Source organism: Paenibacillus humicus NBRC 102415, from assembly GCF_004000905.1.
GTDB classification, from domain to species: Bacteria; Bacillota; Bacilli; order Paenibacillales; family Paenibacillaceae; genus Paenibacillus_O; species Paenibacillus_O humicus.
The window spans coordinates 31,283-52,294 of record NZ_BIMD01000026.1 but is presented as its reverse complement, the minus strand read 5'-3'; the positions used below and the strand labels follow the sequence as shown (position 1 = coordinate 52,294).

Sequence of the window (21,012 nt, the reverse complement as noted above, 5' to 3'; positions counted from 1 at the left end):
CAGCTCCCGGCGAATTCATTTCATGGCCTATCGAAACATGCGGATGCCGCCGCTGTGATCGGCGCGGGCCATGCCGCTCCCTCCGATTCTGGACAGCAGCCATACCCCCAGGGAGAATAGCCAAATGTACAGCAGCCAAGCGGCCGTGCCTTGCCCCTGGATGCCGTAACTCAACTCCGCGGCCATCCGATAGCCCTTGAAGGCGGCAATCAAGACAGCCAGCAGCAGCAGCCCCATCATGGCGGCTGGCAGGCGCTTCCTTTGCGCTCCGGCAGACAGCACTCCCGCGACGAACCAGCCGAAGAGCGCCGCGGAACAGCCGGCTACGAGCCACAGAACAATATTGTCGGCGTTCGGCTCGAAGAGAATCTTGCCTGCCAGGAGCAGAAATCCGGCGGAGGCGGCGGCCGCTGCCGCCCCCCATTTCGGAGCCGGCTTGCTTCTCTTGCGGCGGCGCCCTTCCTTCATGTACCAGCGGATGTAATCCCCGAGCAGCCAAACGCCGGGCAGCAGCAAGCCGAGCAAGGACAGCCCGTACTGCAGCCATTTATACAAGGGAAGCCCCGCTTCGATCCGGTACAGCGAGTGATGCCTCGCTACCAGCCATCCGTTCGTATGCGTCATCCCGTCGACGAAGAGATGCGACCAGAAGCCGATGAACAGGGAGACAAGAAGGAGCGCCCAGCCCGCGGCGCTTGCCGGCGTGTTGTCACGGCGTCCAAGCAGCGTTTCGGCATATCGGTCGACGCCGCCCAGCGACGGCAGAAGCTTCGGCAGGACAGGCTTCAGGATGTTCTCCCAAGCCGATAAGAAAGCCAGGCTCAACGGTATGCCCATCCCAATGAATCCGGTCAGCGAATGTCCGATGCTCCGGTAGGAGTTCATGGCGATGAAATATTCCATGTCCGGAATCATGCTGCCGAGAACGAGCCCGCTCAAGCTCAAGGCGGGCGCAAGCCGGCGCAGCGGCGCGGCGTAGAGCGGATGGGAAAAAGTGAACGGCATGAGCGCCTCCCTTCGGTGATAGCGGATGAAACATTGCTCCTCTTTCCTTTTTGACAAGCAACGGCTCAGGCTTCAGTCCAAAGGTCCTGCCTTGCCGAGCGGCCACAGCCGGAATACGATCTTGCCCTCCAGGCTGCTCATGCGGATCGGCCCCAGATCCCTGCTGTCCTCGCTATGCTCGCGATTGTCTCCCATGACGAATACCGTCCCTTCCGGCACCGTGAACGGAAGCCTCAGGCCTTCCGGGAAGGTCGCCCCCTTGGCGTAAGGCTCCGTCAGCGCGTCCTCGTTGAGATAGACGGTTCCATCCCGGAAATCAAGACGGTCGCCGGGCAGTCCGATTACCCTTTTCACGAGCCTGAGCGGGCTTTCCGGTCCATAGATGATGACGATATCCCCTCGCTGGGGGTTCCCGAACACATAGGCCAGCTTGTTCTCGACCAGCCTTTCGCCTTCCGTAAGAGTCGTCTGCATGCTGATGTTGCGCACTTCGGTCTGCGCAAAAGCGAACTGCTGGAGCAGCAGCGAGGCAAGAGCTGCCGTCAGGAGCGTCAGGAGCATCTCGGCCACGCGCCGGCGCTTGCCGGGCGGCCGCAGATCGCCCTGGGGAACGGACGGAACATCAGGCATATCGGTTCTCCTTCCGGGCTTGCCGTTATGCCCGCAGGCTGGCGGCAAGCGATAGAATCTGATTCATTGACGACAGGGCGGCCCCGAAAGTTTCTTCGATCAGGACGGACGGCCCGTTCCCCGGCCTCTGAATCGAAGGCATGGATCGGGAACAAGATGGCCGTCTGACGGAATCCGGCTTTTTGTCCGATAAAAAAAGCCGCGTCAGCGCGCGGCGGAACAACGGAATGAAGCGGCCGATCGGCCTTGAGGCCATCCGCCATTCAGCCGCGGAGGCTGGCGGAGAGCGGCAAACCCGGACCGGCCTTGTCGCGGCTGCCGGCAAAGAAGAGCAGCGTGCCGATCCATCCGCATGCGGAAGCGATCAGCAGCATGAGCGTGAGCTGGCCCGAGAAGGCGGTGCCGAGCAGCGGTCCGATCGACCCCCGGATGCCGAACAGCATGAGATGGAGGCCGAATACGGTTCCTTCGCGTCCGGGAGCCAGCCGGAACACGAAAGCGAGAATGCCGATATCCCAGATCGCTTCCCCGATTCCCTGCACGGCGTTGCCGACGATGACCGCCTCGTACGTGCCCCATAAGCCGTAAAGCATCGGAACGACCGCGTATGCGCATATGCCGCATAACAGCGTGTGGCGGATATCGAACCGGTCCAGCACCCGGCCGGCGATCAAATAGGTGAGCAGCAGCGCTGCAAAATACGCGACCCGCGCATAGCCCGCTTCGGTGCTCGTCAGATTCAGCACCTGAACCTGCACGATCTGGTACAGCGGATTGGCCAGCATGTTGCCGAAGCCGGCAAACGTCGTCGCGAGCAGGAATACGGCCAGCGGACGGTTCGAGCGCACAAGATCCCACTGGGAGCGGAAGCTGAAGCGCGCCGTAGGCACCGCTCTTGGAGGCTGCTTGCGCAGCTTCATCGTCTTGAAGAGCAGGATGGACGATACGCCCATGACGGAAGCGGCCATAAGCGGGCCGGCTGGCCCCGACGCATCCGCCCAGATGCCGACGAGATAGGCCAGCGGAATGGTGACCGCGCCTGCAGCCATTCGGACGTACCCCATCAGCCGGCCTCTCAGCTCGGAAGGATAGACCTGCGAGATGAGGGAGGCGTAGGCCGGCGCCTGGATGCCCATGAGCAGCTGGAAGATCACAGCCGCCGCGACGTATACGCCGGGCTCCGGGAACAAGGCAGGAAGAAACAGCAGCAGCCTGCCGATCAGGTTGGGCAGCACGACGAAAGGCATCGGCCGGCCGCTTCTCTCGACGAGGGAAGCCCATAACGGGGAGAACACTAGACCGATCGCCGGAGCGGCGGCCAGCAAGCCGGCTTGAAGATCGGATGCTCCCTGCTTGAGGGCGAACAGCAGGTAAAACTGGTTCATGACGACATTGAACAGGCTGAACAGGCAGGCTGCGGTAAGGTCGATCCGGGCATTCAGCCAGACGCGCGGACTCATGACCATGCCGAACTTCAATAGGCGGGCTCTTGAACTTCGCCCTTTTTCTTCCACGATGCACACCTTCGCTTCTCTCTCGGATGCCGGACGGAGGCGATGAAGCGCCTCTGCCATTATGCTCCATTATCCGCGATCTGTGGTCGGGTGTACACCCCTTTTAGAGGCGTTTTTCCTATATCCGGGCGATGAAACGGAGTCCCCCCCACAGGACGGCGCCAGCCGCCAATGCCAGTGCGTCCCGCATCGACAGCCGCAGCTTGAAGGCGGATCTTTTGATGCCGTCTCCCGCCCCGAACCCTTTGGCCTCCAGCGCATCCGCAGCTCTGTCCCCAAGCCTGAGGACCGACAGCATGTACGGCACGGCTGCCCGGTACAGCATGGAAGGAGGCACGCGGCCGGGACGGCTTGCGAACTTCCCTCTGGCGGCCCCGATCAGCGCATAGCGCTGCCATTCCTCGGCCAGCATCGGAATGAAACGGAACAGCAGGCTGATCGGAAGGGTGATCCGGGCTGCAGGCAAGCCGGCCTTGGCCAGCGGAGCCAGCAGCTGGTCCGCGGCCTTCTGCAGCCGGAACGGCGGCAGCAGGGCCAGCAGCGGCAAGCCGAGCAGCATGACCAGCATGAGCCGCAGCATTCTCAGCAGCATGTCCGCTGCAGGCTCCCATTGGAATTGAAGCGGCGCGAGGCCGATGCCCGCGACGGCTGCCAGCGTCAGCACGAACACTCCGTACCCTTTCACGGCTCCCGCGTAGATTCGGAGCGAGGAACGCAGCGGAACTAGGATGGCCAGCGCAATTGCCAGGGACACCCCGATTCCAAGCCAGCTTTTCTGGGAAAGGACGCCTGCGGCGACCATCAGATAGGAGGCGATGAGAGCGCGCGGATCAATCCTTTTCCCTAAGTCCTTGCCTTTCCTCTCTTGATCCGCTTTCCGAATCTCGGTTTGAGCTTTTTTCCCGGCCTCTTCCCGATCGCCGTTACATCCCGCGGCTTGATCTCCCGCTTGATCTTCCCGAGTGCCCGACAAATCTGTACCTTGCCTGCTCTCTCTCTTCCGCTCGGAAGCTCTCCCCGGAGCAACTGCAGGATTGTCGGAAGCAAGCCGGCCGGCCAGCTCCGACGGGCTGAGCCAGGGAACGGCGTCGGCTTCCAGCAGCCCGAAGCAGGCGGCCGCCTGCAAAGCCTGCGGAGCTCCGGCTTCCCGGGCGATCGACCGGGCATAGCGGGATGCCTCCATGACCTCGCAGACAACGCCGCCGTCCATGATGGCGACCTCGTCCGCGATCGGCAGCAGCGCGTCGAGGCTGTGGGCGGCAACGACGGCGCCGCCTCCTGCGGCGCGGTGCGCCTGCAGGATGGAGCACAGCCGCTCCGTGCCCTCGGCATCCAGCCCGGCCGATGGCTCGTCCAGCAGCAGCCACTCCGGCCTTCCTGCAACAATGCAGGCGAGCGCCAGCCTACGCTGCTGCCCGCCGCTGAGAGTCCAAGGATCCCTCTCCAGCAGCTCCATGTCCAGACCGGCCGCCTCCATCGCTTCCCTGATCCTCGAGCTCCTTTCCTCTCCGGCAAGCCTGTAGGGCTTCGCGGAATAATGAAGCTCCTCCACCACGCTTTTGGCGAACCACTGCGTCTCGGCCTGCTGGAGGGCAATCCCGAGCGACAGCAGGACGTCGCGGTTCGGACGCCGGCCGCTCCAGAGCGGCTCTTCTCCGAGCTGAACGACCCCTGACGCCAGCGGCCTGACACCTCCGGAGGTTTCCAGCAGCGTCGATTTGCCCGAACCGTTGCCTCCGACCAGCAGCGTCAGCCTGCCTCCGCGAAAACAGGCCGAGAAGCTGCGGCTTCCGTCCGCTCCGGCAATTCTCGGAACGGCTTCGCTGAGAATCAAGTCCCGGGGAACGGACCGCGGCTTCAGCTGTTCCAGCGAGGAAAAAATCTCCGGGGAGACGGCAGGGGGAGCAGCTCGGAAGGCATGAGAAGCCGTTCCATGCGTGCTCCACCGTTCCGCGAGCTCTTCCGCGTTCAACGGCATGACGCCCATGCCGAAGCCGAGCGCGTTCAATTCCATGGCCGTCCGCGCGGCGAAAGGAGCTTCCAGACCCGCAAGACGACAAGGCGGTTCCCCGGAAGCGAGCGGACTGAAAAAGCGTTCCGAGCTTCCTTCCCATACCATTCGTCCGTCCTTGAGCGCAAAAACCCGGTCTCCGGCTTCGAGCTCGTCCATGTTCTGCGTCACCCATACGATCGCGATGCCTCGCCGCTGCATGGCGCGGGCATGCTTCATCAGCAGGCGGGCCGAGTCGTTGTCCAGCATCGATGCCGCTTCGTCGAACAGCATGGCCGGGGATCCGGCTGCAAGCGCTCCGGCTGCCGCGAGCAGCTGCTTCTGCCCTCCCGAGAGGGTGGACACGGGAGCGTGCATCAAGGCGGACAGGCCAAGCTCGGCCAGCGCCTCCTCCGCCCTCGGAATGATATCGGCACCGTTCATTCCTGCATATTCCAGAGCCATGACGAGGTCTTCCCATGGCGTGGAGCCCGTTATGGCGGCATCTGGCTGCTGGAGGACGACGGGCAGCGGCCTGGCATCAAACGGCGAAGGCAGCATGCGGGTGATGCTCTGCTCCGCCTGCGGGTTTCTGCCGAGGCCGGCGAGGGTGCGCAGCAAGGTCGATTTTCCGCTTCCGTTGGCCCCTACGATATGTACCCATTCCCCTTGCCTGATCTTCATCGTAATGCCTTGCAGGAGCGGCTCCCGCTGCTCGGGAGCCTCGGGGTAGACGACGAGATCGGCGACAGACAGGAGCGTTCTCCCTTCTGCGCCCTGGAGCGTTTCGCTCCTTCCATCGCCTTCTCTCAAGAGCCCGGCTGTCTGCTCTCGATGAACCCTCTCCGGTTCCCGTTTGCCGGCCTCTGCCGGCACGGCCATTTCTTCGGATGCCCTGCTCATCATTTCCCGCCTTCCCAAATTTCCCTTCCCAACGAAGGCAAGCTGTGCTAAAATCCGTTTTGTTAACCTTCTGCGCTTCGTTCATGGTTAACATTATAACTTGATTCCACCGATTTGAGGAGTGAAATGTTTATGATGTCGTCATCCCAATCGCTGCGTCGGGCCGTATTCATCGCCCTGTTCGGAGCCCTGTTCGTCGTGTTCAATTCCATCACCATCAGCACCGGAGTGTCCTCGCTCGTTCCGTTCACCCTGCAGACGATGGCCGTCGCCCTCATCGGCGCGTTCCTCGGAGGCAAGGACGGCTTTCTGAGCATCCTGCTCGTCAACCTGCTCGCCCTGGCGGGCTTGCCCCTGTACCGGGCGCAAGGGGGACTGGCGCATATGACCGGACCTACCGGCGGCTTCATCTGGTTCTTTCCGATCTCGGCGCTGATCATCGGCCTGCTCGTGACGGCCATTCTTCGCAGCAAGGCGGGGCGCCATCCTGTCGCAGCGTTCGCGCTCATTCTCGTCGTCATGGAAACGTTCGGCTCGCTGTTCGTCTATGTAGGCGGCATCCCATGGATGATGCATGTCACGGGCTTCTCTTTTGATAAAGCGATGGCGGTCGGCTGTTATCCGTTCCTGCTGCCCGATCTGCTTAAAAATGTCGCCGCTGCCGCTATTACCGTCGCTCTGCGCTCCTATTTGCCCGTCATGCGGCTGAAGTCCCGCTCCCGCGCCTTTTCAGCCGGCAAGGCGGCCTGACGACCGGCATATCCCGCAGCCGCCGTCCGGACCTGAACAAATGCAAAGAGCCGCGCATCCAGCGCGGCTCTTTGCATTTATAGGCTTAAAGGGACAACCGGTAAATATTCAGGACGTCCTGCTTGTCCAGCTTGCGGAAGTTGCCGATCTGACGGCCTGGCGCCGCCTTGGCCGCCATTTCCTCCAGACGCTCTTCTCCGATGCCGTAATCGGCCAGCTTGGACGGAGCTCCGAGGGAAGTCCAGAACTCCCGCAGCCTGGAGATGCCTTCTTCGGCGATCTCCTTGTCGCTTCTGCCATCCGGCTCCACGCCGAACACATTGACGGCGAACTGACGGAACCGGCCGACGTTGTCGTCCAGCACATAGGTCATCCAGTTCGGGAACAGAATGGCGAGCCCGCCGCCATGCGGAATGTCGTAAACCGCAGACAGCGCATGCTCCATGTCATGGTTCGCCCAGTCTCCGAGCGTACCCATGCCGAGCACGCCGTTCAAAGCCATCGTGCCGCTGTATAGAATCGTCGCCCGATGCTCCAGATTGCCGAGGTCTCCGACCAGCTTGGGAGCAGTGCCCACGACAGCCCGCAGAACGGATTCGCAGAAGCCGTCCTGGACCGGCGTGAGCGGATCGTGATGGAAATACTGCTCGAACACATGGGACATCATGTCGACGATGCCGTATACGGTGTGATCCTTGGGAGCCGTAGCCGTGTAGGCCGGATCCAGCACGGAGAAGCGGGGGAACACATGCGGGCTGCCCCAGCCGTGCTTCTCCTCGGTTTCCTCGTTGGTGATGACGGAGCCGCTGTTCATTTCCGAGCCGGTAGCGGCAAGCGTCAGAACCGTGCCTAGCGGCAGGGCGTCCTGCACTTGAGCCTTGCGGCTGACGATATCCCAGAAGCTGCCGTCGTATTTGGCCGCGGCCGCGATCGCCTTGCCGCAATCCAGCGTACTGCCTCCGCCTGCTGCCAGCACCCAGTCGATGCCGTTCGTCCGGCACAGCTCGGCACCGCGGTGGACGGTCGACAGCCTCGGGTTGGGCTCGACTCCGGCAAGCTCGGTGACCTTGCAGCCGGCTTCGCCGAGCACGGTCATGATCTCGTCGTACAGGCCGTTTTTCTTGATGCTGCCTCCGCCATAGACGAGAAGCACGTTAGGGCCCAATTGAGCCGCTTCCTTGGCCATCTGCTGGAGCTGGCCTTCTCCGAAGTACAGCCGGGTGGGATTATGGTAGACAAAATTCCTCATTGATATCGTCTCCTTTCTATTCGTCGCAGCTTTCGGGATCCTCGGGCTTCGCGCCGTCGAGGGCGATCTTCTCGGCAACCGTATCCTGGATGATCGATACGACCATCTGAAGCAGGTAGTTGATATCGGCCTGGCTTTGCTGGAATTCGCCGACAATCGGAATCCCGTCCAGCTCGTCCTGCAGCTGATCCATTTCGGTTTCGATCTTCTGGACCATGGTCGAATTCTTGAACGTCTGCTCGAAAGCGACAAGCTCCTTTTGCTTCTTCTTGAGGCCGGCCATCAGAGACTGGACCCGGTCGTTGCCCTGGATCTGCTTCTCCGCGCGGCGGAACACCTGGACTTCCTCCGAAGAATAAATCAATCCCGCCAATTCGCGGGCCTTGTTCATGATATCGTCCCGTACGAGCAAATCCCGGGTATCGTACACTTCAACCGGGCAGTTCGGCCCGTGATCGTGAATGCTGGAATGCTTGACTCCCGCCATTGAAGGCGCGGTGCTGTTCTGCTCTGCCATTGCCAATCGCTCCTGTCTCATCCGCCTTGCGGCCAGAGAATTATGGTCCCCCGTGCAGGTTATTCCAAGGTTTTATTATACCAAAGTCGGCACTAAAAAACGACTGCCCTCACGGGCAGCCGCAGCTTCTTCCTTCTAGCCGATGATTTCGGCGGCATCGCCTGTCTGGGCGCCGCTTGCGTTCGCTTCATCGGTATCGATATGCATGTCCAGGGCGAAGCTCGGAGATACACGGGCGATCACGTTTTCGAACACGAGTCCCCGCTCTCCTCCTACCCGCACCTTCAGCTGCTGCTGGTCCTGGATGCCCCATTTCTCGGCGTCGTCGGTATGGAAGTGGATGTGGCGCGCCGCAACGATGACGCCTTCCTCGATTGTCACTTCACCGGCAGGCCCGGTAATCGTCACGCCGGCGGAGCCGCTGATGTTTCCGGACTCGCGCACGGGAGCCTTGATTCCTGTCGCAAAAGCATCCGTACGGGAAATTTCCAGCTGGGTCGCCTTGCGGGCGGGTCCCAAAATGCGGACCTTCGGGAACGAGCCCTTCGGGCCGCTGACCGCGACCGTTTCGTTGGCCGCGAACTGGCCGGGCTGAGACAGCGGCTTGAATTCGGTGAGCTGGTAGCCTTGGCCGAACAAAGCCTCGACATGCTCCTGGGATAAGTGGATATGGCGCGCGGAGACGCCTACAGGTACGGTTTTGCTCATGATCGTCTCATCCTTTCCGGAGGTTCTCTATATAGGGCGTTACCACTCATGGGGCAAGCTCAAGCGAAAAGGCATACGGCTCACGAAGGAGCGTATGCCTGACGTCGCTGATTTCATTATACGGATCGGCGGAAGCCGTGTCGAATGACCTTTTTTACAATTTGCGCAACATTGGGCGAACGGCACGATCCTATCTATACGGCCATTCATAGAATAGAGCATCCGATAGATTAGGAGTGAAGACAGATGCCAACGTTTGACAGCGTCCAGGTGACCGGCAGCTGCACCGTGCAGGGCGCCCTGCTGGTAGGCGGCAATCAGACCGTCCAGAACGACCTGCAGGTAGACGGCAACCAGACGATAGCCCAGGGCCTTCAAGTCAACGGTAGCCAGACCATCCTGAACCACTTGGATGTAGAGGGATCCGCTGCGATCGGCGGTACGGTGTCGGTATTCAGCCGTCTCATCATCGATGCTCTTCCTTCCGCTCCAGGCATCGCTTCCTCCCCGACGGCCGTCAACTATTACAGCTCCGGCTCCGCAGCTCAGCCCGGCCTTGTGCTTCCCGGATCGGACGGATCCGTCTATGTCCTGTTCGTCGACGTATCGGGCGCCGTGCCGGCGCTCGGAATTCAGCGGTTATAAGATCCGCGGGCCGCTGCCCTGCGATCCCGCCTCCTCCGCCGCCTTGCGGAGTTCCTGGAGATAGAGATCGCCATGGCGCTTATCCGGCTCCAGATAGGTTCCCTCCGCCCATTCGTTCCATGCATTGATGAACAGGAAATCGCTCTTGTACACTTCGGCAGCCCGTCTGATCTGACGACTCAAGTACCAGCCGAACTTCTCCGGACTTCCGCCCACGCAGCTTTGGCCTCCGGACTTCAAGCGGGGCGTGTTGTCCCATCCGACGAAGGCTCCCGGCATGATCGGCTCCCCTTCCCTGAGGCGCGACCTGTTCAAGATCAGATTCCAGACCTGGTCGTAGTCGAAGACATGATGATAGCCGTTATTGAAGTCGAATTTTCTCCACTGGATGTTGTTCGGGCTGGTGGCAAAGGTATAATGGGGCTCGAACTCGACGCTGGCGTCGAATCCGTGCTGCTTCGGCACCGGGAATCCGCCCAGCGTACGAATCCAGTACAAGCCTGGGAGCCCGCTTTCCTCTGCCCACCGGTTCCAGCAACGGCGCATCTCCTCCCAGCAAGGCATATTTCCAGGACGGTAAATGAGAAAGACCGGCTTGCCGTCTATTCGGATATATCTCGGATCGAGAAAGAAGTTCAACAAATAGTTGAAATGTTCCTTCCAATCCGATTCGGTCCCGTATTGCTGCTCCACGATGATATCCTTGTCGCCGCCGTCCCATTTCTTCGTCCAGGACTCGTTCGCCCAGGAAAAGCAAAAAGGGAAATTCGGCGTGCCCATCGATAAAATTTCTTCCATCGGCTGCTGCAGCAGCTTTTTCCCCTTGAACCAGTAATGATAATAGCAAAAGCCGTAAATGCCGAACCTCGCCGCCAGGCTAGCTTGCCACTCCCTCGCTTCAGGGGAGGTCAGGTCATAATAATAATCATGCAGCGGCTCCCTGGGTTGCTCATGTCCGGCGTAAAGCGGTTTGGCTTTGCGCGTATTGGTCCATTCGGTGAACCCTTTTCCCCAGCTCCGGTCGTTCTCCGGAATAGGATGGAATTGAGGAAGCAGATAGGCAATCAGCTTCACCTGTACGATCCTCCTAAGCCTGATACGCGGCTTTGAGCAGCTTCAGGGATATTTGCACATACGAATATTCATACCGGCTCCGTTCCAGAGCAGCGGTAGCTACCGCTCGTCTCTTGTCGGGATTGTGCCAGTAATGATGGATCAGCCGCGGCAGCTCTTCCTCCTTGGCGAATGGAATCATGTCTACTCCGGGCGCCATCACGGAAGAAGCGGCATCCGGAAGCCAGATGAATTGCGGCGTGCCGCAAGCCGCCATCTCCAGCATCGTTGCGGTGTCTTCCTCCCAGTTGATTGCCGCGGCGGCTCCGTTATAATAAAGCTCCGATGGAACTCCGGAATCCGCGGTTTCGACGCCCGGACAGCCTTCCCAGCCTTTGCCCATAGCGAGAATTCTGCCGCCTTCCAATGGACCCTGGCGGATAGCGGAGAGGCATTGCCGTCTTGCCGGCGTTGACTGACCTACCAGGAGCAGCCCGGATGCATGCCGTTCGTCCACATGGCGTTGGTAAAACCGCGCTGGATCCGCGCCAAAGGGAAGCACCCCGGCTTTTGTTCCAAGCCTGGACAGTGCCTCCGCATCTTCAACCTGCGGGACAAAGATTGCGGAGAAAGCCTGGAGCAGCCTTTGATCGGCGTGACTCGCGGCTTCGATTGACGTCATCCACCATACCTTCTTGATGTCGCTTCCCCTCAAAAAAGTCGCTGCTAGCGGAGTGAGCGTCTGTTCGCTGCCGGCCATGATCAGCACATCGGGCTGGTAGTCCACGATTTGGGCGCAAAAATCCTTTTCAGAATATTTCATTGGTATGACTTCTTTGGCGAACAGGCGCACATGCTCGGCGAGCAGAGGCTCCACCCTCCATAGGTCGGCAGGCAGCATGGACACGAGGAGAACTCTCATGGATTTATAATCCGGCGGGGACATCGAAAAACGCGGGTATCGGGTCAGGCTTGGGCCTTGTACCGGGGCTGGGCCTTGGAGCAGGCTTGGGCTCTGGAGCTGGCTTGAACCCTGGAGCCGGCTTGGGCGGACAGGGGCTGCAAATGCGTGCGCCTTCGACCTCATCGACTTCATGACTTGACGGACGGTTTTTCGGATCAGCTGATTTTGAAGCTGTCTTTGCCTCCGTTCATCCGCTTTGAGGGAACGTTTTTTTCCGGATCGCTTCATGCTTCAGGCAACCGTCCTTTTTACATTAGGGTATGCCGGGATCAACCCGCTGACTGAGGCAGCCATACCGATAAGAGCAAAAATGCTGAAAAAGCCCGGCCGCCTCCTCAATGGGGAAACGGCCGGGCTGAACGATGACGGACAAGCCTAGACAAAGTCCTTCAAAAGCTTGTCGAACTGCTCGCGGGAGAGCTTGAGGTCCTGATTCGCAAGACCCTGCTCCTGGAATCCGCTGACGAGGTTCTCGTACGAGCGGCGCTTCGTATCCTGGTAGATGAGGCCGGTAACCAAACCGTTCGTCTCCATGATTTTGGTCATGGCGGCGAGGCGGTTGGAAGGATCGTATCCTTCTCCGGCGGCTCCGTCCAGGTTGACGATGTTCTCCTTGAACCAGTCGTAGGTGTTGACTTTGTTGAAGGTTACGCATGGGCTGAACACGTTGATGAGCGAGAAGCCTTCATGCTTGATGCCGGCTTCGATGAGCGCGGTCAGCTGCTTGAGATCGCTGGAGAACGACTGGGCGACGAATGTCGCGCCTGCCGACAGGGCGATTTCGAGCGGCGACAGAACGGATTCGATGGAGCCTTCCGGCGTCGATTTCGTCTTGAAGCCTTCGGCGCTGCGGGGCGACGTCTGCCCCTTCGTCAAGCCGTAGATCTGGTTGTCCATGACGATGTACGTCATGTTGACGTTGCGGCGGATCGCATGGACCGTATGCCCCATGCCGATCGCAAATCCGTCGCCGTCGCCGCCCGAAGCGATGACGGTCAGCTCGCGGTTGGCCAGCTTGACGCCTTGCGCGATCGGGAGCGCCCGGCCATGGATGCCGTGCAGGCCGTAAGCGTTGATGTAGCCCGAGATCCGGCCCGAGCAGCCGATGCCGGAAATGACGGCCAGCTGCTCCGGCTCCAAGCCGACGTTGGCGGCAGCGCGCTGAATCGCAGCCTGGATGGAGAAGTCGCCGCAGCCCGGGCACCAGTTCGGCTTGACGTTGTTGCGGAACTCTTTAAATGTTGCCAACGGGGGTCAACTCCTTTTTAGATGCTTCGTACACTTCGGACGGCAGGAATGGATTGCCGTCGTATTTGAGCACGCTGCGAATTTTGTCCGCGTATCCGCAGTGCAGCTTGATTTGCGAAGCCAGCTGGGCCGTGGCGTTGTTCTCCAGGACGATGACCTGGGATGCCTGGTCCAGATAGGGAGCGAGCTGCTCCGTCGGGAACGGATGGATCTGGCGCACCTGCACATGGTTGGACGTGATGCCGTCCTTCTCCAGGCGCGAGCGGGCTTCATCGATCGTTCCGCCCGTAGACCCCATGCCGACGATCAGCAGGCGCGGCTTCTCATGGGGAGCGTCGACGCGGATGGCTTCCGGAATCTGCAGGGAGACCAGCTTGCCCAGACGTTTGTCCATCATGTTCTTGCGGTTCACGGCGCTCTCCGACGGCCTTCCCGTCTCGTCATGCTCGACGCCGGTCACATGATGCAGGCCGCCTTTGTCGCCAGGCAGCGAGCGCGGAGATACGCCGTCCTCGGTAAGCTCGTAACGCTTGAACAGCTGATGCTGCTCCAGCTCCGGCAGCTCGCGCTGCAGCTTGCCGCGGCGGATCTCGATGCGGTCGTAGTCGATCGGCTCGCAGCTTTGCTTGCCGAGGGACAGCTGCAGATCCGTCATGACGATGACCGGCACCTGGTATTCTTCCGAAATGTTGAAGGCCTCCACCATGTCGTAGAAGCAGTCTTCGATCGAGGCAGGCGCGATGACGACCTTCGGAATCTCGCCATGCGTGCCGTAGACCATGGCGTTGAGGTCGGACTGCTCCTGCTTCGTCGGCAGTCCCGTCGAAGGTCCTCCGCGCTGCGTATCGACGATGACGAGCGGCTGCTCGGTCATTCCGGCGAGGCCGATCGCCTCCATCATGAGGGACAAGCCCGGTCCGGCGGATGCCGTCATCGTGCGCACGCCGGCATAATTGGCGCCGATCGCCATCGTCACGGCCGCGATCTCGTCTTCCGTCTGGACTACCGTGCCGCCGAACTTTGGCAGCTTCTTGATCAGGTATTCCATGATTTCGGATGCCGGAGTGATGGGATAAGCGCTCATGAGCCTGCAGCCCGCGGCAACCGAGCCGAGGCCGATCGCTTCATTGCCGATCATGAACAGCTTCTGCTTGCCGTCGGCCGGCTCGAGAGCGAACTCCTCGAGCGGACCTCCCGCCTGCTCCAGCACGAATTCGGCGCCGCGCTTCACGGCTTCGACGTTCTTCTCGACGATCGCCGGGCCTTTGCGGCCGAATTCTTCTTCGACCGCTTTGTTGAACACCTCGAGCGGAAGGCCGAGCAGCGCCCAGGATGCGCCGGAGGCCACCATGTTTTTCATGAGCGAGGTGCCCAGATCTTCGGCAATCGATGTGATCGGCACGGCGAACAGGCGCGCGTCGCTTCCTTCCGGCAAGGCGGGATTGAATTTCGCGTCCGCCACGACAACGCCGCCGGGACGGAGCTCGGGCGCGTTGAGATCGATGCTTTCCTGGTCGAACGCGACAAGAATATCGAGATCATCCGAGATGGCCCGGATGGGAGATGTGCTGATGCGGATTTTGTTATTGGTATGTCCGCCCTTGATCCGCGAGGAGAAATGACGGTACCCGTATAAATAATAGCCGAGGCGGTTCAGAGCGGTGGAGAAAATCCGGTCGGTGCTCTCCACGCCTTCGCCCTGCTGGCCTCCTATTTTCCAAGACAGCTGACTGATCACTTGCGTCCAACTCCTCATCTGCTATGAGACCTTTTTCACAATCTCCATAAATTTTATGCCTCCACCTTTAAAAATGCAAGGCATTATCGAGAAAAGTTCTCATACAGGATTCCGATGGAACCTATAACAGAAACTGATAGTTGCCCGATGCCTCAGTCCCCCGGCAGCTCGCTCAGAAGGAAGGAAATCGCGTTTCCATTCATAAAAGCCGCGGCTTGCCGCGCTCCGAACTCGCTTACGAGAGCGGATCGCAGCGAGCGGACGTCGCCGGGATGCCGAAGGCCCTCCACGTAAAGCTCGATGCCGTCGAAGTCGGAACCGAGCATGATGTGCTTCTCTCCTCCCAAGGCGCATATATGCTCGATATGGCGAAGGATGTCGTCAATATGCACCTGCTCCGCGCTGCTGACGAAATAAGGCACGTAGGTCATGCCGATCCTTCCTCCCATGGCAATGAGCGCCCGAATCTGATCGTCGGTCAGATTTCTCGGGTGGGCGCAGACAGACTTCGCGTTGGAATGCGAGGCGATGAACGGCCTCTCGGTCCGGTCCGCCAGTTCCCAAAACCCTGTCTCCGTCAAATGCGACACATCCAAAATGATGCCGAGCTCGTTGCAATGCCGGATCAGCTGCCGTCCCTTCTCCGTGAGTCCGCCTTGTCGTTCTTCCATGACTCCGTCGGCCGCCCAGTTCCCATAGTTCCAGGTCAGGCCAAGCAAGCGGACTCCCAGCCTGCGCGCAATGCGCAGCATCGCGAAGTCTCCTTCCAGCCCGTCCGCTCCTTCCAGCGTCAGGAGGGCGGCGATCCGGCGTTCGGCAAGGCTGCGCTCAAGATCCTGCCTGCTCGCGACGAACCGGTAGGCATCATTGGAGACGATCTTTTCGTAAAAGAGGTCGATGCTTCTGAGAACGGCGTCGAATGTCTTCGGCCTGCTTTCCGTCAAATAGATCGCGTAGGCCTGAAGCATATAACCCGCTGCCAGCTGCCGGTCAAGCGTCACGTCGAGCTGCCGGCTGCCGGAGCCGCCAGCCGCTTGGCAGACGTCGAGCTCCGGATGACTCAGCAGCTTGCTGAGCACGTCGCAATGCAGATCCGCGACTCCGAGTACAGGGTGTTTCATGGCGCTGCAGCCTCCTGTTCCGTTTCTTGCTCTTGCATGATATGAATCCATGGCTGTTAATGGACGCAAAAAAACCTGCTTACACCGTAAACAGGTCGAATCGAATAAGTTGTCCGGTCGTCAGCGCGGCTCTACGATCAGCTTGATCGCTGTGCGGTCTTCGCCATCGATGACGATATCGGTGAAAGCGGGAATGCAGATGAGGTCCACCCCGCCGGGAGCGACGAAGCCTCGGGCGATCGCGACCGCCTTGATCGCCTGATTGATGGCTCCAGCCCCGATCGCCTGCAGCTCAGCAGCTCCACGTTCCCTTAGAACTCCAGCCAGTGCCCCTGCGACGGAATTTGGATTGGACTTAGCGGAAACTTTTAATACTTCCATGGAAAGTACCTCCTCGGGAATGATGGGTAGCTGCGGCTCTACACTACTTCCATACCTATTCGAGAGGGGACAAAAAATTCCTGCTTCCATTCCGATAGCCGTCTCCAGGATTCGCCACCGTTCTTATCAGTACATCGCTAGAGAGGTCTCGGTCAATCGAATTTTCTCCAGCTTTGCAGCCTGCCCGGTCGTTTCGTCCATCTGGACGAGCAGTCCGTGCAGATGCCAGTCGCCTTCATCAACGACAAATCTCGACGGAAGGCCGGTCAGGAACTTATGCAGCACAGCGCCCCGCTCCATGCCGAGGATGCCGTCCATCGGCCCGGTCATGCCGACATCGGTCAGATAGGCGGTGCCGCCCGGAAGGATCCGGTCGTCGTTCGTCTGCACATGGGTATGCGTACCGACGACGAGACTCGCTCTGCCGTCAAGATACCAGCCCATCGCGATCTTCTCGGAAGTCGCCTCCGCGTGGAAGTCGACCATGATGCAGCGGGTTTCTTCTTGCAGCAGCTCCAGCTGCTCGTCCGCCACGCGGAACGGATCGTCATTGGGCGGCAGGAATGTCCTGCCCTGCAGGTTCAGGATGCCGAGCTTCTTGCCGTTCGCCTTGATGACCGCCGCTCCGCGGCCGGGCGATTGAGGCGAGAAGTTGGCCGGACGGACGATCCGCTCCTCATCGTCGATCCACTCGAAGATGTCCCGGTTGTCCCAGGTGTGGTTGCCCATCGTAATGCCGTTGACGCCCCAGTCAAAAAACTCCTTGGCGATCGCGGCCGTAATTCCCCTGCCGGCCGCTGCATTCTCGCCGTTCACGATAATGATGTCGGGATTATATTTGGACCGGAGAGCGGGCAGCGCCTTGCGCAGCGCCGTACGGCCGACGTTGCCGACGATATCTCCGATGAACATGACTTTCAGCATGACTTGCCTCCTTCGGATTACAAAGAAAATCCCGCTCCGGAGAGCGGGATGATCCACGGTATTACTTGGCGTATTCGACCGCGCGGGTTTCCCGAATGACCGTGACCTTGATATGTCCCGGATAATCGAGCTCGCCTTCGATCTTTTTCGTGATGTCTCTGGCAAGGCGGAACGCCTCGGTATCGTCGACTTTCTCCGGCTGCACCATGACGCGGACTTCGCGTCCGGCCTGGATCGCGTACGATTTCTCGACGCCGTCGAACGATTCGGAGATGGCCTCCAGCTTCTCCAGACGCTTGATGTACGTCTCCAGCGTCTCGCGGCGTGCGCCTGGGCGCGCTGCAGACAAGGCGTCTGCCGCTCCGACCAGCATTGCGATGACGGAGGTCGCTTCGCAGTCGCCATGATGGGACGCGATGCTGTTGATGACGACCGGATGCTCCTTGTACTTGCGGGCCAGCTCGACGCCGATCTCGACGTGGGAGCCTTCCACTTCGTGGTCAAGAGCCTTGCCGATGTCATGCAGCAGTCCGGCGCGCTTGGCCAGCGTGATGTCCTCGCCAAGCTCGGCGGCCATCAGCCCGGTCAGGTAAGCGACTTCCATGGAGTGCTTGAGCACGTTCTGGCCGTAGCTCGTCCGGTACTTCAGGCGGCCGAGAATCTTGATGAGATCCGGGTGGATGGCGTGCACGCCCACTTCGAAAGTGGCCTGCTCCCCATACTCGCGAATCCGCTCGTCCACCTCGCGGCGGGATTTCTCCACCATCTCTTCAATGCGGGCCGGGTGAATCCGTCCGTCCGCAACGAGCTTCTCGAGTGCGGTGCGGGCGATTTCACGCCGAATGGGATCGAAGCCGGACAAGATGACCGCTTCCGGCGTATCGTCGATGATAAGGTCGATACCCGTCAAAGTTTCCAGCGCGCGGATGTTGCGGCCTTCGCGGCCGATGATCCGGCCCTTCATTTCTTCGTTCGGCAGCGTGACGACCGATACAGTCGTCTCCGCCACATGGTCGGCGGCGCAACGCTGGATAGCCAGCGAGATGATGTCTCGCGCCTTCTTGTCCGCCTCTTCTTTTGCCTGCTGCTCGATTTCCTTGATCATCTGGGCAGTTTCGTGGCGGACTTCCTGTTCCACGTTGGTGAAGATGATGGTCTTGGCATCCTCCGTGGTCAGGCCGGAGATCCGTTCGAGCTCGCTCTGTTGCTGTCTGTAGATGGAGTCGATCTGATCCTGTGTTTCTTCGATTCGTTTCTCCTTGTTGGCTACCAATTCTTCTTTGCGTTCGAGTGCTTCTAGTTTTTTATCCAGTGACTCCTCTTTTTGCAGCAGCCGTCTTTCGAGACGCTGATTCTCATTGCGTCTCTCCCGAATGTCTTTATCCGCTTCAGAACGGAGTTTATGGATTTCGTCTTTCGCTTCCAGCACCGTTTCCTTCTTCAGGGCATCCGCTTCCTTCTTCGCCTGTTCGACGATCTGGACGGCAGCCTGCTCTGCACTGGAAATCTTAGCCTCGGCAATCGACTTTCGGACGAAGTAACCAATCCCAAAGGTAATCGCGCCAACAACGAGAACGATCAAGATCCACCAAATAACGGGGCTCATCTTGTTCACCTCCTCGTTGCATTCACCAAGGCAGAAAATAAGCCGGGAATGATATTCAGTTGTTGCGATTCGGTTCCAAACCGTGTCTAAGACTGTAGAATGGAGACTTATAAACTTGAATCCATTTACGAAAGGAAATACATCCCTTTCACTCGCGGATGCACTATTATTGTAGCTTTACGCAATTTCAATTGTCAAGCCAGAGCGCTTCCGTCTCCAGTTCCTCTCCTGACGACACATGCCGCACGGCCTCCCGGACCAGATCGCCCTGGAAACCGCGGCGCAGCAAAAATCCCGTCAGCTTCAGCCGCTTATCGCGATCCTCTCCTTTGAGGCTCCGCCATTTCTTGGCTGCGGCCTTGAAAGCCGCTTCCCGCTCAGCCCCGGCATCGAGCGCCTCGATCGTCTCTCCAGCGGTCAGCTTGGACACCCCGCGCTGCTCCAGCTCCTGACGGATCAGCCGGCGCCCTTTCTGGCTGCTCTTCACCTTCTGGGCGGCGTACATTCTCGCATAATCGCGGTCATCGATGACTTTTTCCTGCTGCAGCCGGTCGATCGCATAGCGGATATCCGGTTCCATATATTCCTTGCGTTTCAGATAATCCGCCATTTCCTTGGCCGTCCTCATTTTGAATCCGGCATAATACAGCCCGGAGGCATAAGCCTTATACCGGTCTCCCTCCGACTGGATCGCCTCCAGCTCCCCGCTGCTGAGCACGCTTCCTTTCAGCAATCTATACTTGACGAGTATATCCTCGTGGACGGAAAACTCCGGCTCTTCATTCCCATCCAGGCAGATCCAGTAATAGGAACGTTTGCGGGAATCGGGTTCTACCTTGGTCACGACTTTCTCGCTGCTGTCCTGCATATGATGCCTCCTCCCTGATCCACGATCGGATGGCTTGAGCAAAAAAGCACCTCTGAACGATTCAGAGGTGCTTCCCTGTCAGGCCGGTCTATTCAATGTAAGATTGGCCCGGAATGCTCGCGGGACGGCTTAAACGTCCAGCTCCAGCTCGTCCAGCTCTTCATCTTCCTCTGCGGGAGGATTGATTCCGGCGGCTGCCCGTTCGGCGGCCGCATTGAGGTTATGCGCCTCGCGGATTTTGGCATCGATCGTATCCGCTACGGCAGGGTTGTCCTTGAGGAACTGCTTGGCATTCTCGCGGCCTTGACCAAGGCGGTCGCCGTTGTAGCTGAACCAAGCGCCGCTCTTGTTGACGATGTCCATCTCGACGCCGATGTCGATGATGCTGCCTTGACGGGAAATCCCTTCTCCGTACATGATGTCGATCTCCGCCTGCTTGAACGGAGGCGCCACCTTGTTCTTCACGACTTTGATCCGCGTGCGGTTGCCCACGACATCATTGCCTTGCTTGATGCTCTCGATGCGGCGCACGTCGAGACGAACGCTGGAGTAGAACTTCAGGGCGCGGCCGCCGGGAGTCGTCTCCGGGTTGCCGAACATGACGCCGACCTTCTCGCGAAGCTGGTTGATGAAGATCGCGATCGTCTTCGACTTGCTGATGGCGCCGGACAGCTTGCGCAGCGCCTGCGACATGAGGCGCGCCTGAAGGCCGACGTGGGAATCGCCCATCTCGCCTTCGATCTCGGCCTTCGGCACGAGAGCGGCGACGGAGTCGATGACGATGACGTCTACCGCGCCGCTGCGCACGAGCGCCTCGGCAATCTCGAGAGCCTGCTCGCCGGTGTCCGGCTGGGACAGCAGCAGCTCGTCGATGTTGACGCCGAGCTTGCTCGCATAAAGCGGATCGAGCGCATGCTCCGCATCGATGAAGGCGGCTTGTCCGCCCGTGCGCTGCACTTCCGCGATCGCATGGAGAGCGACCGTCGTCTTGCCGGAGGATTCCGGACCGTATACTTCAATGACGCGGCCCCGCGGAAATCCGCCGATGCCGAGTGCGATATCTAATGCGAGGGAACCGCTGGAAACCGTCTCAACGGTCATATGCGTGGACTCGCCTAGTTTCATAATGGAGCCTTTTCCGAATTGTTTCTCGATTTGGCGGAGAGCCATATCTAAAGCTGCGCGGCGATCTGACAAG

The 21,012-nt window shown here is 59.7% G+C and carries 19 protein-coding genes; 2 read left to right on the top strand and 17 right to left on the bottom strand.

All coding sequences use genetic code 11. The annotated features are described in order from the left end of the window. Window positions 1–27: 27 nt before the first annotated feature. The 4 genes from PHU01S_RS15885 to PHU01S_RS15870 all read right to left on the bottom strand — a co-directional run bounded on the left by PHU01S_RS15885 (window position 28) and on the right by PHU01S_RS15870 (window position 6,045). On the bottom strand, window positions 28–1,005 hold the full coding sequence (locus tag PHU01S_RS15885; RefSeq protein WP_164763085.1) for a DUF4184 family protein: 978 nt from the start codon (window positions 1,003–1,005) through the stop codon (window positions 28–30). A 72-nt stretch (window positions 1,006–1,077) separates the two neighbouring features. Next, window positions 1,078–1,635, bottom strand: coding sequence for a signal peptidase I (gene lepB / locus PHU01S_RS15880; RefSeq protein WP_127508423.1), 558 nt, complete (start codon window positions 1,633–1,635; stop codon window positions 1,078–1,080). A gap of 263 nt (window positions 1,636–1,898) precedes the next feature. Then, complete coding sequence (locus PHU01S_RS15875) at window positions 1,899–3,209, bottom strand: MFS transporter (RefSeq protein WP_083436652.1); 1,311 nt, start codon at window positions 3,207–3,209, stop codon at window positions 1,899–1,901. 58 nt (window positions 3,210–3,267) lie between these two features. Continuing rightward, window positions 3,268–6,045: an ATP-binding cassette domain-containing protein gene (locus PHU01S_RS15870; protein WP_127508420.1), complete on the bottom strand. Its 2,778-nt coding sequence runs from the start codon at window positions 6,043–6,045 to the stop codon at window positions 3,268–3,270. A gap of 129 nt (window positions 6,046–6,174) precedes the next feature. On the opposite strand from PHU01S_RS15870, the gene PHU01S_RS15865 reads away from it, so the two are divergent. Beyond that, complete coding sequence (locus PHU01S_RS15865) at window positions 6,175–6,792, top strand: biotin transporter BioY (protein WP_232316814.1); 618 nt, start codon at window positions 6,175–6,177, stop codon at window positions 6,790–6,792. Window positions 6,793–6,877: 85 nt separating this feature from the next. Here the strand turns inward: PHU01S_RS15865 and PHU01S_RS15860 are convergent, their stop codons facing one another. The 3 genes from PHU01S_RS15860 to pduL all read right to left on the bottom strand — a co-directional run bounded on the left by PHU01S_RS15860 (window position 6,878) and on the right by pduL (window position 9,266). Continuing rightward, the gene (locus PHU01S_RS15860; RefSeq protein ID WP_048746419.1) at window positions 6,878–8,041 is read right to left on the bottom strand and encodes an iron-containing alcohol dehydrogenase; all 1,164 of its coding nucleotides are present in this window, start codon (window positions 8,039–8,041) and stop codon (window positions 6,878–6,880) included. A gap of 16 nt (window positions 8,042–8,057) precedes the next feature. Continuing rightward, entirely contained in the window at window positions 8,058–8,558 is a 501-nt protein-coding gene (locus tag PHU01S_RS15855) for a YlbF/YmcA family competence regulator (RefSeq protein ID WP_048746421.1), read from the bottom strand. A 135-nt stretch (window positions 8,559–8,693) separates the two neighbouring features. Further along, entirely contained in the window at window positions 8,694–9,266 is a 573-nt protein-coding gene (gene pduL, locus PHU01S_RS15850; protein ID WP_049867519.1) for a phosphate propanoyltransferase, read from the bottom strand. A gap of 246 nt (window positions 9,267–9,512) precedes the next feature. Between pduL and PHU01S_RS15845 the strand changes: the two genes are divergently transcribed. Continuing rightward, complete coding sequence (locus tag PHU01S_RS15845) at window positions 9,513–9,911, top strand: hypothetical protein (protein WP_021879375.1); 399 nt, start codon at window positions 9,513–9,515, stop codon at window positions 9,909–9,911. Here the strand turns inward: PHU01S_RS15845 and PHU01S_RS15840 are convergent. The 10 genes from PHU01S_RS15840 to recA all read right to left on the bottom strand — a co-directional run bounded on the left by PHU01S_RS15840 (window position 9,906) and on the right by recA (window position 21,011). Next, entirely contained in the window at window positions 9,906–10,985 is a 1,080-nt protein-coding gene (locus tag PHU01S_RS15840) for a glycosyltransferase WbsX family protein (RefSeq protein WP_127508417.1), read from the bottom strand. The two genes, PHU01S_RS15845 and PHU01S_RS15840, sit on opposite strands and share 6 nt — an antisense overlap. A 13-nt stretch (window positions 10,986–10,998) precedes the next feature. Further along, on the bottom strand, window positions 10,999–11,886 hold the full coding sequence (locus tag PHU01S_RS15835) for a glycosyltransferase family protein (RefSeq protein ID WP_048746427.1): 888 nt from the start codon (window positions 11,884–11,886) through the stop codon (window positions 10,999–11,001). 417 nt (window positions 11,887–12,303) lie between these two features. Then, the gene (locus PHU01S_RS15830) at window positions 12,304–13,176 is read right to left on the bottom strand and encodes a 2-oxoacid:ferredoxin oxidoreductase subunit beta (RefSeq protein WP_021879379.1); all 873 of its coding nucleotides are present in this window, start codon (window positions 13,174–13,176) and stop codon (window positions 12,304–12,306) included. Next, entirely contained in the window at window positions 13,163–14,914 is a 1,752-nt protein-coding gene (locus PHU01S_RS15825) for a 2-oxoacid:acceptor oxidoreductase subunit alpha (protein WP_048746429.1), read from the bottom strand. The genes PHU01S_RS15830 and PHU01S_RS15825 overlap by 14 nt, the downstream gene beginning before the upstream one ends. A gap of 152 nt (window positions 14,915–15,066) precedes the next feature. After that, window positions 15,067–16,035, bottom strand: coding sequence for a dipeptidase (locus tag PHU01S_RS15820; RefSeq protein ID WP_048746431.1), 969 nt, complete (start codon window positions 16,033–16,035; stop codon window positions 15,067–15,069). A 120-nt stretch (window positions 16,036–16,155) separates the two neighbouring features. Further along, a complete protein-coding gene (locus tag PHU01S_RS15815) occupies window positions 16,156–16,416 on the bottom strand; it encodes a stage V sporulation protein S (RefSeq protein WP_048746433.1) in 261 nt (86 codons plus the stop codon). A 126-nt stretch (window positions 16,417–16,542) separates the two neighbouring features. Further along, window positions 16,543–17,337 carry a TIGR00282 family metallophosphoesterase gene (locus PHU01S_RS15810; RefSeq protein ID WP_174806375.1) on the bottom strand — a complete coding sequence of 265 codons (795 nt, stop codon included), beginning with the start codon at window positions 17,335–17,337 and terminating at the stop codon, window positions 16,543–16,545. Window positions 17,338–17,401: 64 nt separating this feature from the next. Next, the gene (rny, locus tag PHU01S_RS15805) at window positions 17,402–18,946 is read right to left on the bottom strand and encodes a ribonuclease Y (RefSeq protein WP_048746436.1); all 1,545 of its coding nucleotides are present in this window, start codon (window positions 18,944–18,946) and stop codon (window positions 17,402–17,404) included. 187 nt (window positions 18,947–19,133) lie between these two features. Then, window positions 19,134–19,814 (bottom strand): RecX family transcriptional regulator, encoded by a 681-nt coding sequence (locus PHU01S_RS15800; protein WP_048746438.1) that lies wholly within the window; start codon window positions 19,812–19,814, stop codon window positions 19,134–19,136. Between the two features lie 129 nt (window positions 19,815–19,943). Continuing rightward, window positions 19,944–21,011, bottom strand: a complete 1,068-nt coding sequence (gene recA, locus PHU01S_RS15795) for a recombinase RecA (protein WP_048746440.1) — start codon at window positions 21,009–21,011, stop codon at window positions 19,944–19,946. Window position 21,012: the final 1 nt, after the last annotated feature.